We start from the raw sequence: 14,042 nt of genomic DNA, 5'->3' as shown, positions 1-14,042 counted from the left end.
TATAAAGAAGTAACACAACAGGGGCATAGTACCCCTGTTGCTATCACGGGCTTGCACGAGAAAACCGTGCAAGCCTTGTAAGGTATTAACCCAGCAGTGATAGTGCAGCTTGAGGTAATTGCTTAGCCTGAGCCAACATTGCAGTACCTGCTTGTTGCAGAATTTGCTGCTTAGTCATGTTAGTCGTTTCAGAAGCAAAATCTACATCCATGATACGGCTACGGCCGGCACTCGCATTTTCCTGGATATTACCCAAGTTGCTGACGGTGCTAGACAGACGGTTTTGCAACGCACCCAGATCTGAGCGCTGGTCATCGATAGAAGCCAGAGCGCCGTCAATAGCGCTAATCGCTTGCTGAGCGCCATCTTGGGTAGACATATCAATATCAGCAATAGACTCTTTCTTTGCACCAACAGTAGTACCAGAAGCGCCTAAGCCAAGAGAAGCACCTTTGGTAGATACGATATTGAAGCTGTCATTCGCAGTATAGGCAATTTTACCCGCCACCATTACAGCTGGCTTAGCACTGGATAATGTCGCAGAAGTACCATTTCCTTTATTAATAGTAACTTCATTACCTGCACCGGCACTTTTATTCTGAATTTGAATATCTTCACCGGCTTTATTGTTCAGTTGCAGCACACCGTCTTCATTAACTGCTGCGGTAATGCCAGTTTTGGCTGACTTAGCATTGATCTCTTCAGCTTGCTTATTCACATCACTGGAGTTTACAGTAATACGCTCTGCATCACGGCCACCTGCAGCAATAGTGATATCCATTGAATCACCTGCAGTAGCAAGCGTTAATGATGTAGTTGCCTCAGCCTTGATGCCTGTTTGTGCACTTTTCTTATTTACAGCCTCAGCAATGGCTTTTGCTGAGTCACCCGCACTAACATCAACATCAACATCTTTCTTACCTTTTAAGGTTAGCTTACCAGCTGATACACCATTACTTGTAGCTGATGCTGCTGTACCTGCAGCAAGAGTACCAATGCGAGTAGCACGGAGTGCATTGGCACCCAAATCTTCGGCTTTAGTACTCTTCAACGATAAATCAATGGTTTCATTGGCTTCAGAACCCACCTGCAAGGTTTTAGTACCAAAAGAGCCGTCAAGCAGCTTCTGGCCACCAAAAGTCGTGGTTTCAGCCATACGGGTCATCTCATTATTTAATGCTGTCACTTCCTTTTGGATTGCAGCACGATCTTCTGTTGAGTTTGAACCGTTCGCTGATTGCAAAGCTAAATCACGCATTTTATTCAGGATATTACTTGATTCCTGCATTGCACCTTCAGCGGTTTGTGCGATAGAAACACCGTCGTTGGCGTTTTTCATTGCCACGCCCAGACCACTGATTTGTGAACCTAGGCGGTTAGAGATTTGCATACCCGCCGCATCATCTTTTGCAGAGTTGATACGGTTACCGGTAGATAGGCGCTGCATAGAAACATTCAGTGCATTGTTGGTTTTACCCAAGTTACGCTGGGCATTCAGCGCGGTTACGTTGGTATTTACTGTAATAGCCATGCTTGTAATCTCCGTTAAACTTGCCGCCCAGCATACTGCCCGCAGCAACTTATTAATTATTGTTACACCATTATTTATCGGCACTGCCGACAACAACATTAGCCCGTTGAGCAATTTTTTATTTTCATCACTAAGGCTAACATTGCAGCCAGCATGCTGACTGCTTGTAATAGTTAATCGGCGGTAATCAAAAAACTTGAATGATAAATTTCACATAATCAAATAACCTATTGATTAAAAACGATTTATTTATTTCCATACAGAAGCCGGACTAAAGCACGCCGACACGTACCTCATCGTATTGGCACAAGTTATGCTTGAAGCTTGCCATAACGAGTTTGCAACGCGGCATGTCAAGAAATCGACTTCCTAATATAGGATGCATTCCCTTTGCCGCCTTTCACTGATGAATTAATGGCGTATCTATGTTTAATGACAAAGTGATTCTGGTTACCGGCGGTACCGGTTCTTTCGGTCACCAGTTTGTTGAAATGACTCTGGCCAAATACAACCCTAAAAAAATCATCATTTATTCACGTGATGAAATGAAACAATGGGACATGGCAAAAAAATACCCTAACGAAAAACGTCTGCGTTTTTTCATTGGTGATGTGCGTGATAAAGAGCGTTTAATGCGCGCACTTGATGGGGTTGATTTTGTGGTGCACGCTGCAGCAACTAAAATTGTACCTACCGCTGAATACAACCCGTTTGAATGCATCAAAACCAACATCAATGGTGCCATGAACCTGATTGATGCCTGTATCGATAAAGGTGTGCAAAAAGTTGTCGCACTGTCTACAGATAAAGCCAGCAGCCCAGCGAACCTGTATGGCGCCACTAAGTTGGCCTCGGATAAGCTCTTTGTTGCAGGCAACTCTTACTCTGGCGCAAACAAAACCCGCTTTGCCGTTGTTCGCTATGGCAATGTGATGGGGTCACGCGGTTCAGTTATACCATTTTTCTTGTCAATCAAAGATAAAGGCGTTCTGCCGGTTACAGATCCGCGCATGACACGCTTTATGATCACACTAGAGCAAGGCGTTGAGCTGATTTGGCATGCCTTCGCAGATATGGTGGGTGGAGAGATTTACGTTAAGAAAAGCCCTTCGATGAATATCACTGATATCGCAGCAACGATCGCACCGGAAGCACAGCAAGAAATTGTCGGGATCCGCCCAGGTGAGAAATTGCACGAACAAATGATCGGTGTTGAAGACTGCTATTACACCTACGAATACCCCGAGCATTATAAAATCCTGCCAGCGATTCATAACTGGCATGCATCACCTGAGCGTATCAAAGATGGAAAGAAAGTAGTTGAGGGCTTTGTTTACTCCAGTGATAACAACACTGAATGGATGAGCAAAGATACGCTTCAAACGTGGATTGATCTAAATCAGGCCACAATCGGGAGTATCTGATTAATGATCCCTTACGGTAGACAGCAGATCTCTCAGGATGATATTGATGCCGTTGTTGCTGTGTTGCAATCGGATTTCTTAACTCAAGGGCCGCAAGTTCCAGCCTTTGAGTCGGCTTTACAGCAAGCCACCGGCGCCCAATATGCTCTTGCCGTCAACAGTGCGACATCTGCGTTGCATATTGCCTGTATGGCGCTTGGATTAGGTGCCGGTGATCGTTTATGGACAACGCCGATTACCTTCGTCGCATCAGCTAACTGCGCCCGCTATTGTGGTGCCGATGTTGATTTTGTTGATATTGACCCCGTGACCTATAACTTGTGCCCACAACAGCTGGAGAAAAAACTCAAGCTTGCCCAACAAAATGGCACGCTGCCCAAGATTGTTGTACCGGTACACTTATGTGGTTATCCATGCGATATGGCAGCCATTTATGCACTATCGAAAGAGTACGGTTTCCATATCATCGAAGATGCCTCGCACGCAATTGGGGGGCAATACCATGGCGAGCCCATCGGTAACTGCCGATACTCCGACATCACGATTTTTAGCTTTCATCCGGTAAAAATAGTCACCACCGCCGAAGGTGGCGCTGCATTGACCAACTGCCCAGAATTAGCCGAGCGCATGGCGCTGCTACGCAGCCATGGTATAACCCGAGAGCCATCAAAAATGCAGGGCGAAAGTCACGGTAGTTGGTATTACCAACAAATTGACCTTGGTTATAACTACCGCATGACCGAATTACAAGCCGCGCTCGGCGTTTCTCAAATGACACGCTTAGATGAGTTTGTTACGCGCCGCCATCAACTGGCCCAACGTTATCATGCGGCGCTGCATGATCTACCGCTAACGCTGCCATTGTTCAGCCAACAAGATGATTATTCGGCCCTTCATCTGTATGTGATCCGGCTTCAACGTACAAAACTCAGCAAAACACGACGAGACATTTTTGATGCGCTAAGAAATGCTGGGGTTGGTGTCAATATTCACTATATCCCTGTTCATACCCAGCCTTATTATCAAAACTTAGGTTTTAACGTTGGGGAGTATCCAATAGCTGAAGCCTATTATGAAGACGCTATTTCATTACCTATGTTTGCGGCGATGACAGATCAGCAGCAAGACACCGTAATTGAAGTGCTGCGTACCATTTTACAGGATGCGCGCCAGTGAAAATTGCATTGATCCCAGCACGAGGTGGTAGCAAGCGTATCCCTCATAAAAACATTCGTCCCTTTGCTGGAAAACCGATCATTGCTTACTCCATCGAAGCTGCCCTGCAAGCGGGCTGCTTCGATGCAGTCGTTGTATCAACCGATGATCCTGCAATCGCCGAGGTGGCGCAGCAATATGGTGCTGAAGTCCCCTTTATGCGGCCTGCGGATATTGCCAACGATTACGCGACAACCACGGATGTAATTCGACATGCTGTGCTGTGGTTTCACCAGCAGCAACAGCCCGTAGATGTCTTGTGTTGCCTGTATGCCACGGCCCCTTTTGTTCGTGCTGAAGATTTGTTGGCGGGATATCATTTACTGGCGCAAGACGAGACCGACTATGTATTCAGTGCCACCCGCTATGCTTTTCCGATCCAACGTGCGATTAGACTCGATACACAGCAACGAGTGAGTATGTTTCAACCTGAACACTTAAGCACTCGCTCACAAGACTTGCCTGAAGCATTTCATGACGCAGGCCAGTTTTACTGGGGAACCGCGGATGCTTTTTTAAATGGCAAACCTATCTTTTCCCCTGCTGCGCGCGCCATGATTTTACCCCGTCAGCGAGTACAGGATATTGATACACCTGAAGACTGGGAATATGCAGAGCTCATGTTTCGGTTATTGCACGATGAGAACTGAAAAAGCGCCCTACATTCTTATTCGAGCCGACGCCTCAGCACACATTGGTACTGGGCATGTGATGCGCTGTAGGGTCTTGGCACAGCACCTCACCGAATTAGGCTGTCAGGTTCATTTCATTTGCCGCGATTTACCAGGCAATCTGAACGATTATATTGCCGCTCATGGATATAGCATCACCGTATTACCCGATAATGCAGAATCCGTTACGTGGCAAGATGATGTTGCGAATATCATTGCGCACCATGCGCACGCCGATGGGGTGATAGTTGATCACTATCAGCTAGGAAAAGAATGGGAGTCCGCAATTAGCACCCATTTTGCATGTCCTCTGCTAGCAATTGATGACATGAATCGTCCTCATCAGAGCGATTTAATCTTGGATCAAAATCTCTGGCCAGCCGGAAGTCAACGCTACCTAAATAGTCCGGGAGCCCACCTTATCGGCCCTGAATACGCTTTATTACGGCCAAGTTTTGCCTCACTGAGAGAACAGCATTTACCCAGAGAAAATCAATTATTGGTCTGCTTTGGCGGTAGCGATCCCACGGGAGAGTGTGAAAAATTCTTACGCGCGGTACAAGAGATGCCTGCACTTCCCTTCACCGTTCTCTTGATTGCCGGTCGAGCTAATCTGCGCTACCAGCAATTACAGGCAATCGCGAAAAACACAGATGTGTTGCTGCATGCGCATCGCGATGATTTTGAACAGCTGTTAGCCACCTCACATTACATGATTGGTGCATCTGGCAGTAGTAATTGGGAACGCCTGTGCTTAAACACGCCAGCATCAGTGGTGTGTGTTGCAGATAATCAGCGTGAAATATCACGCCATCTGGCTAAGGAGAATGCTGTTCGCTATTTGGGTGAAGCGGAGCATCTTACTCCCAAAGATTATACTCATGAGCTTAGCTGGATTAGCAGCCACTGGCAGCAACTCAATCGATTTAACCCCATCATGATTGATGGCAAAGGTGCTAGCCGCGTTGCTCGAAAATTCTACCAAAGTGTCAACGAAAAAATATCACTGTACTGATGGGCATGGATACAAAGTTACTGCTGATAACTGACCAAAATTAATCAAGGAATATGGCAATAACATGAGCCCAATCGGAAATATTTATTTACGCCCAGTAAATACCCATCATGCCGAAATATTATTAGATTGGCGCAATGATGCGACAACTCGTCAATACAGCCATTCATCCGATCTGGTCACCACGGAACAACACTATCGCTGGCTACAATCTGTGATGGCCGATCCCTCTCGGAAATTATACATCGCAGAGCAAAATGGCATTCCCGTGGGAACGGCAAGAGCCGATTTGATTGATGGTGTACATATGCTTTCTTGGACGGTATCGCCCCAAGCTCGAGGCCATGGTGTTGCTAAACAAATTGTAAGGCATCTTTTAGATAAAACCTCGTTACCCGTCAAAGCTGAAATTAAATGTTCCAATTTAGCGTCTATTGCAGTAGCGAAAAGCAATGGGCTCCGATTTCTTTCTCAGCAAGGCGACACTCAGTATTACGTATTACCTTGAGCTCACGTTTTTATTATACAAAATCCTCTAAATGACATTTGACATACCCATAATTGAGTAGGATGTTGCCATGAACCACAACTATATTGAAATTGACGGTCGCCGCATTGGTGCAGACTACCCACCTTATATTATTGCTGAACTGTCAGCCAACCATAATGGCGATATCAACCGTGCAATTCGGATTATGGATGCGGCTAAACAAGCTGGTGCTGATGCTATTAAACTGCAAACCTACACGGCGGACACTATCACCATTGAGCATGACAGTGATGAATTCAAAATTCATGGTGGTTTGTGGGATGGTGAAACGCTGTATTCCCTCTATCAAAAAGCCTATCTGCCATGGGAGTGGCATCAAACGCTATTTGAACATGCCAAAAAGTTGGGTATTACGCTATTTAGTTCGCCATTTGATTTTACTGCAGTAGATTTACTCGAACAGCTAGACGCCCCTGCTTATAAAATTGCTTCATTTGAACTGGTTGATTTACCGCTTATTCGTCGCGTTGCCCAAACAGGGAAACCGATGATTATGTCAACCGGCATGGCTAATGCCGACGAAATCGCAGAAGCGGTGCATACAGCACGCACACATGGCTGCCAACAGCTAGTTTTACTGCATTGTGTGAGTGGCTACCCCGCCCCCGCAGAGCAATATAATTTGCGTACAATTCCTGATATGGCACAACGTTTTAATAGCATCACAGGGTTATCCGATCACACCTTGGATAATGCCACAGCGATTGCATCTGTCGCGCTCGGCGCTTGTGTTATAGAAAAACATGTAACGCTTGATCGCTCAGCCGGTGGTCCGGATGACAGTTTTTCACTTGAACCCCATGAACTGACTCGTTTATGTCAAGATGCGCGGACTGCATGGTCAGCCTTAGGCTGCGCGACTTATGAGCGAACAGAAGTAGAAAAAAGCAACGTTAAGTTCCGACGCTCATTATATGTCGTGCAAGATATCGCGGCAGGTGACGTGCTGACAGCAAAGAATATTCGCAGTATCCGTCCAGGTTTTGGACTCGCGCCTCGATACTACGATGATGTTATCGGGAAAAAAGCTGTTTATGATTTACCAAAGGGTAAAGCACTACAAAAAGAAGACATTAACATCGTATAAACAGCTAACTAAGATCCCCAAAGTTTAACTAGGGGATCTCATTACTCATTAATGTTCGAACTTATTAGCGAGCAAATCTTTTACACATTGTTGAATCACTGTGTTTTTATTTTTATTCAATGGTGCAAATAGATAATATCGACGCCCCCAACCACTGAAGTTTTCATATAGCATGCCTTCCTCTTGGCCAAGATAATTGGCATACAGCATAATGGCAGGAACGCCTGCAGCATACGCAATGTCACCCACCGATGTACCCACTGAAATGACAAAATCTAGTGATTGATACAAGGCGGCCACACCCATAAAGTCATTTTTCTGATCCAGATCATCAAAAACGATCAGATCTTTTCCTCGTTTTTGCAGCTGCTTACGCTCTTTACTCACATCATCATATTGTAAAGAAATAATATTAGCATCCAGCTCAAATAGCGGCAGCATATCCATGACATCCAATAGCCCTAAATTACGGCCTTGGTTTCGAAAACCACTTCGCCATGAAATCCCGATGTTATATTTGCGCTTTGGTAATTGCTTGATGCGTTGCTGCCAAGAATGAGTTAGTTCTGTCGGCAAAACCACATACGGCTCTGTACGCAATAATGCCCCTGATTCGCGGAAATTAATCTCCATCAGGTCACCGGCGGCTACAATGAATACATTATCGTTAATATATGTCATTTCATCTGGATAAGTGCGTGACGAGCCATTAAATCCACATGGAATAAACTTAATCGTTGGGAACGCTAAACTGAACATCTCGATAAGGCGTGGCTCAGCGTATGCAATAACATTCTTGGCTTTTTCGGCAACAAAAGCATAATTATGAGCAAAACGAATTTCATCCCCTACACCCTGCTCACAGTAGATTAGCAGAGTTTCATCATCATTTAATTGCTGCCCCTGCCAGCGATTAATCTCGTGGCCAAAGCTCACACGCTGACCACACTGCTCACCAAACCGATAAGAATCCAAAAATGCTTCATACTGTTTGGTCATACCTAAATAAGTATGCCTGTTCCACTTTGGCGACAATAAGGTCGGATAGCGTTCAATCAAATCCTGATAAACTAAATCGCCTTGCTCACCCATACCTAACCATTGGTAAATTTTGGCTGCAGCATCAGCTAAATCAATATGTTCCGGATACTGGTGATACAACGGCAACAACTTATCCTGGAATTGGCGAACGGTTGGGTAATCTAGGTTTTTATTACTGCTTTCTAGCCACTTAAACTCTGCAATGACCATCTGAATACGGTAGTTATCAGATGGTTTATCTGTATTAAGTTTACGGTAGGCTTTGAGTGCCTGTTCGTACGCACCAGACTTAAGGTAATTTTTCGCCAGAGTCTCATAAAGATCAAAACTCTGTGGATAGGCTTTTACCCCTTCTTGCAGGATCTCACGTGCAGCTGAATATTCACCTAGATCATTGAGGATATAGCCATATACATAATAAATTCTTGGTTTGCGAAAGCCTTTTTTATAAGCCAATTCGACCTTAGCTTTCGCCTGCTCATTCTTGTTTTGCCGCTGGTAAAGACAAGCCCAAAGGAAATCATGCTCGGCATCGCCTTCTTTCAGCTCTTGCGCCATAGACAACAAAGACTCAGCATCAGAGAAATCATCGCTTTCAATCAGCGCTAGCGCCTGCTCGTAATACTCTTGTAATGTGGCTTCTAGTTCGACTATCTCTTCACTTTGCTGCACTTCACGCAACAGGGAACGGTAACGCATCGCATTGGCTTTATCGCCAATCTGCTCGTACGCCTCTTTTTTTAGCGTCAAAAGCTCGACGCTACCAGAAATATTCTGCTCAAGTTCCGTCAGCAGGCTCAGGCAGTTAACATACTGCTGACTGCGAAAATAAGACTGTGCCAGCGTGAAATAGAGTTCAAGATTATTGGGATCGCACTCAGCCGCCCGCCACAAATAGCGCTGAGCCGCTTCTTGGTTGTGATTCTCAAAGGCAATCAGACCGGCAGTATGCTGATAAGTAAAATTGTCAGAGCACAGGTCTGCCATCAGGCGTACAACTTGATAACCATCTTTCTTGTTACCCTGATTAAACAGCTCCACCCCACGCTGAAAATAGACCTCTCTCTCTTCTGCCGAAGGCAGGTTCTGTATGTCAGACATGTTTTCCTCTGATTGCTCGTCACTAATATGTCTGACATAGCAATTATTACGCCATTTTCTACGGTATTGGATGGTAAAAAGGCATAAAAAAATCGCTCTAAAGAGCGATTTTTGGGAAACAGTACCGTTTCTTATCAAAGAACGATGGATCAATATTCAATCACAAATAATTAAACAAGCTCATACCCTGTAATTTTACAAAGGTTTGCTGGCTAGCTTGCATTGCCATGCTCATCATTGAAAATTGCAGTGCGGCAGTTGGGTAATCGAGATCTTCTTGTGATGAGAGTGCGGTTTTCAGTACCACATCATTATCAGCATGATCTTCTTTTGCAGTTTCCGCTGCCTGCATACGGGTACCGACTTCGCCGCGCACACTGTTGAGGTGTTTGCTGATCGCATCCATCTGCTTAATGCCAACGCTGATATTGCCGCTGTTGCTGCCATCTTGCACGTTGCTGATGGCGTTTTGCATAGCGGCGAAAGCATCAATATTTTTTTCCGGCGTGATACTGACTTTATCCGCACCCTCTTCGGTGACAGTCGGAGTGCCACTGAAGGTGATTTTTACCTTCTGACTATCAGCCGACCCTGTGCCATCATCGATAATGATCTGGTTATTCGCCATATCAACCGGCTGTGGTTCTGGTGGTAACAGTGCACTGCTCGGATCACTTGGATCGCTGAGTTTCTGAGCTGGTACATACGCACCGCTGCTGTCTTTGGCCAGAAAACCGGTACTGCCGTCATCCATGGTGACAAACTCAATGTCATATTTTTCTGCTGAGTTACCTTTGTTTTCTGTTTTTTCGATAAAAAAATCAGAACCGGTCGCGCGCTGGTAATCTGGAGTATGATCACCAAATGGGTTAGGAACTTGCTGAAACAGCTTGCTGCCGGAATCACTGATCGGGATCTGAATTGACGAGGCAACCTGTAAATAACGCTGCTCATCGTTGCCACGATACTGCACGTTACCATCAGCATCTTTATAAAACGGCGGTTGATCGGTTTTAGTACCCGCAAAGATGTAGTTCCCCGACTCATCACGGGTATTAGCCAGATCGAGCATCGCATCGAAGTTAGCCTGCATATCTTGCGACAGTGAATTTAAACCGTCTGAATCTATCGCGCCGTTAAGTGAGCCAAGCATTTTCTCACGGGTGTTTTGCACCAGATCATCGGCATTTTTCAGGTAAGTCTCTTCCTGTGCCAAGCGATTAAGCGATAAATCAGCCATATTGGTGTACTGCTGATTCAGGGTGCTCTGCTGCTTTAAATTGTGAATTGAGATCATGGCCACCGAATCATCACCGGCGGATTCAACACGTTTACCCGATGTCATCTGACCAAATAACTTACTCAGGTCAGCTTGTTTTTCGCCCATATTGGTGCTGAAAAAACGGTATTCCTGAAATGAAGGAACGCGCATGCTGCTCTACTCCCTAGCCTTGTGCTTAAACGTGCTAAATGGTTATTGTTCTTGTTATATTTGCGTGATTTTTATATACGGGAATTAGCCAATTGCCCCTAACAGCGTTTTGAAAATCTCCTCGGAAACCGAAATAATACGTGCGCTGGCCGAATAAGATTGCTGATAACGGATTAAGTTACCCGCCTCTTCATTCAGATCCACACCCGAAATACTGCTCATACGTGAAGCCGCTGACTGGTACTCGAGTTTACTGTGCGAATAGTCACGCTGGGCCGACGATTGTGCCGCACCGATATCGGTATTGAGCTTTTCGTATACATCAAACAGGGTTTGCGTGCCGTTACCCATAATTTTGTTGTTTTGCAGATCTTGCATCGCCATCAGGTTGGTGTTGCTGCCCGATGCCGGATCAAGATCGATTTTGCAGGTATCACCCGCCTGTGGTTTCCCGTCGAGGGTGATTTCGACACCGCCCACAGTCAGGGTTTCACCCGCTTTAAATTCGCCCTCTTGCAGCGAATTCGGCGGCGTTGCGCCATCGGTGATCCGGTATGAGAGTTTTCCAGCATCATCAAAATATTCGATATTCAGGGTACTGCCGTTACTCGGGTATCCAGCTGCTGTCGGGTCTTTTGGTACAACGCCAACGGTGCCGCTACCCTTATTTTTGTCGCCCTGTGTGATAATTCCCTGCGCGGCAATATCCTCAGGCTTGGTCATCACCATATCAATATCAGCGGCCGCCTGACGGGTCGGGCGGATCTCTATCTTATCGCCCTCATTGATCGTTCCGCCGTTCAGCTCAAGGGTGAAACCATATTTCTCCGAACTCAGACCCGTTGCCGGGCTACCCTGCGGGCTGAGTGTCTCAAGAGTGTTGCCGTCTTTATCACGCAGCAGATAATCGGTACCGTCAAACTCCACATTAAACGGGCCACTGCTCAGCTTACCGACATCATCAATATTTACGCCCAGATTCAGGTTCGGGTTATTGGTCACTGCCCGCCCCTGTTTAGCCCGCTCGCTGTTGATATCACTGAACATGTTCTGGCCAATACCGCCGTTCAGATCCAGCCCCTGTTGCTGCTGTTTATTGATACTGTCGGCAATGCCGAGCGACATCAGGCCAATCTCATCCATCGCTTTGGGGATGTGCACATCGCGCATCTCAAACATCGCGCCCAAACTGCCACCGAGTGACTGGCCGTTCAGCGGCTTGTTGCTGTTACCCCAGCTGATCGCCAGCTGGGTCTGGCGTGGATCGGGTGAACCGTCAATCATCTTGATGGTGGCACTCTCTGTACCCGACACCAGTGTATGGCCACCGCCGATCAGCACATTAATAGAGCCGTCATCTTTTGGCACGGTAGAAACTTGAGTGAACTCGGCCAGCTCATCAAGCAGTGACTGGCGGCGATCTTCCATCTCATTGGATGAACCACCCTGCTCAACAATGGACTGGTTAATCGACGCCAATTCTTTGGCGATATCGTTAACCCGACCCGCATTTCCCTCAAGCTGCTCATTGATCTCGTTGAGTTTGTTATCCAGCGTACTGTGAATATTGTTAAAATGGGCGGTTAAGTTTTTGCCCTGATCCAGCACCTGCTGACGCAGTGCGACATCATTGGGGGTATCGCCCAACTTTTTCACTGCATCAAACCAACTGTTTAGGGTATTGGGAATTTTTATTCCCACTTTTGACAGCAGATTATCCAGCTCGGTTAGGTTACCGGTACGCTGTGAGGCATTGGAAAATTTGGTAGTAGCCATGTTCAGCTCATTATTAGCATAACTGCTGTAAACACGGCGCACTTCACTAATATTGACCCCAGTACCAAACTGTAAATTGCCCTGATACTGCGTTCCGTTGGTGGTTTGTACTGCAACCTGACGGCTATAACCCACGGTATTGACGTTATTAATATTATTACCGGTTACCCGAAGCTGCGCCTGATTGGTCAGTACGCCGCTCATGCCCAGTTGCAGTAAATCACTCATTACACTCTCCTAAATATGGCCCTATCCCAGCAGCACATACCGCTTTGGGGGAAACGCATTACCATGCTTGTACTCTGTATCTGCCATACCGAGCAAAACTTTACCCTGATTGCTCGGCAGATAGCAGATATCAGAACGGAAACCACTCACTGTTGAAGAAACGCGATAACCAGCCCTGTTTTTGGGTATCGGAAAACGCACCCGTTCCTGAGTACTGGATCCGCGCATTCGACATTTTTGGTGACTCAAGCACGTTGTCAGGGCTGATATCCTCCGGCCGGATAGTGCCGGTTAAACGGATAAACTCTTCACCGTTATTGAGGGTGATCCACTTCTCACCGCGCACGCGTAAATTGCCGTTTGACAACACTTGCACCACTTCCACAGAGATAGCTCCGCTCAAGCTATTGCTCTGATCGGCGGCTGACCCACCCTGAAAATCATTACTATTCTCAAGGCCAAATGACAGCGGCACACCATTAATGGTGACCGGCCGCCCCGCAATAACTGGGCTTGCCAAGCTCGCCTTGCTGTCTTTGCTCAAATCGGTGTTCGCATTCTTTTTCGCTTTGGTATTTTCACGCAGTTGCACGGTAATAATATCGCCGACACGGTGTGCTTTTATGTCGGAGTACAGCCCGCCACCCTGCGGTTTGATAAACAGTGAACCCGTCAGCTCTACCGGTGGTTTTACCGCCGGTGGCGGCTCAACCGGTGCCCAATTTGGATCATCGGCAATCGGCTTGCTTGGCTGCGCGCAGCCGCTCAGTAAACCGGTCATCAGCAATAGCAGACAAGGGATCAGAGCACGCACTGCGCGTCTGTATCTAGTGTTGGTCATGTTGATATTGTTGCTAACTCGCTGGGTAAAATCAGACACCGAGCCTGCGGGTACAAAAGATAAAAAAGATAAACTTTTTGCGGGATCACTGCCGCTTTTCAGAGGCTGGATAAACAACGGGTTCATGGGA

General features: G+C 46.4%; 11 protein-coding genes. 6 read left to right on the top strand and 5 right to left on the bottom strand.

The window, feature by feature from the left end:
* Positions 1 to 85: 85 nt before the first annotated feature.
* A complete protein-coding gene (locus tag AC1HDJ_RS06370; RefSeq protein WP_479534310.1) occupies positions 86 to 1,531 on the bottom strand; it encodes a flagellin in 1,446 nt (481 codons plus the stop codon).
* Positions 1,532 to 1,956: 425 nt separating this feature from the next.
* Between AC1HDJ_RS06370 and pseB the strand changes: the two genes are divergently transcribed.
* From pseB to pseI, 6 genes are all read left to right on the top strand, one after another.
* Positions 1,957 to 2,955, top strand: coding sequence for a UDP-N-acetylglucosamine 4,6-dehydratase (inverting) (gene pseB, locus AC1HDJ_RS06365; protein ID WP_479534308.1), 999 nt, complete (start codon positions 1,957 to 1,959; stop codon positions 2,953 to 2,955).
* Between the two features lie 3 nt (positions 2,956 to 2,958).
* Positions 2,959 to 4,131: a UDP-4-amino-4,6-dideoxy-N-acetyl-beta-L-altrosamine transaminase gene (pseC, locus tag AC1HDJ_RS06360; protein ID WP_479534306.1), complete on the top strand. Its 1,173-nt coding sequence runs from the start codon at positions 2,959 to 2,961 to the stop codon at positions 4,129 to 4,131.
* Positions 4,128 to 4,820 (top strand): pseudaminic acid cytidylyltransferase, encoded by a 693-nt coding sequence (gene pseF, locus AC1HDJ_RS06355; RefSeq protein WP_479534304.1) that lies wholly within the window; start codon positions 4,128 to 4,130, stop codon positions 4,818 to 4,820. Before pseC ends, pseF begins: the two co-directional genes overlap by 4 nt.
* On the top strand, positions 4,810 to 5,856 hold the full coding sequence (gene pseG / locus AC1HDJ_RS06350) for a UDP-2,4-diacetamido-2,4,6-trideoxy-beta-L-altropyranose hydrolase (protein WP_479534302.1): 1,047 nt from the start codon (positions 4,810 to 4,812) through the stop codon (positions 5,854 to 5,856). Before pseF ends, pseG begins: the two co-directional genes overlap by 11 nt.
* 64 nt (positions 5,857 to 5,920) lie before the next feature.
* Complete coding sequence (locus AC1HDJ_RS06345; protein WP_479534300.1) at positions 5,921 to 6,364, top strand: GNAT family N-acetyltransferase; 444 nt, start codon at positions 5,921 to 5,923, stop codon at positions 6,362 to 6,364.
* 70 nt (positions 6,365 to 6,434) lie between these two features.
* Positions 6,435 to 7,493, top strand: a complete 1,059-nt coding sequence (gene pseI / locus AC1HDJ_RS06340; RefSeq protein ID WP_479534298.1) for a pseudaminic acid synthase — start codon at positions 6,435 to 6,437, stop codon at positions 7,491 to 7,493.
* A 48-nt stretch (positions 7,494 to 7,541) separates the two neighbouring features.
* On the opposite strand, the gene AC1HDJ_RS06335 is transcribed toward pseI, so the two are convergent.
* The 4 genes from AC1HDJ_RS06335 to flgH all read right to left on the bottom strand — a co-directional run bounded on the left by AC1HDJ_RS06335 (position 7,542) and on the right by flgH (position 14,038).
* Entirely contained in the window at positions 7,542 to 9,635 is a 2,094-nt protein-coding gene (locus AC1HDJ_RS06335) for a tetratricopeptide repeat protein (protein WP_479534296.1), read from the bottom strand.
* 160 nt (positions 9,636 to 9,795) lie between these two features.
* Positions 9,796 to 11,067: a flagellar hook-associated protein FlgL gene (gene flgL, locus AC1HDJ_RS06330; protein WP_479534294.1), complete on the bottom strand. Its 1,272-nt coding sequence runs from the start codon at positions 11,065 to 11,067 to the stop codon at positions 9,796 to 9,798.
* An 84-nt stretch (positions 11,068 to 11,151) separates the two neighbouring features.
* Positions 11,152 to 13,071: a flagellar hook-associated protein FlgK gene (gene flgK / locus AC1HDJ_RS06325; RefSeq protein WP_479534292.1), complete on the bottom strand. Its 1,920-nt coding sequence runs from the start codon at positions 13,069 to 13,071 to the stop codon at positions 11,152 to 11,154.
* Positions 13,072 to 13,201: 130 nt separating this feature from the next.
* Positions 13,202 to 14,038, bottom strand: a complete 837-nt coding sequence (gene flgH, locus AC1HDJ_RS06320; RefSeq protein ID WP_479534290.1) for a flagellar basal body L-ring protein FlgH — start codon at positions 14,036 to 14,038, stop codon at positions 13,202 to 13,204.
* Positions 14,039 to 14,042 lie beyond the last annotated feature (4 nt).

Source organism: Plesiomonas sp. ISS29 (genome assembly GCF_056522795.1).
The sequence above is the reverse complement of the archived record's forward strand: the minus strand, read 5'-3'. Positions and strand labels throughout refer to the sequence as shown.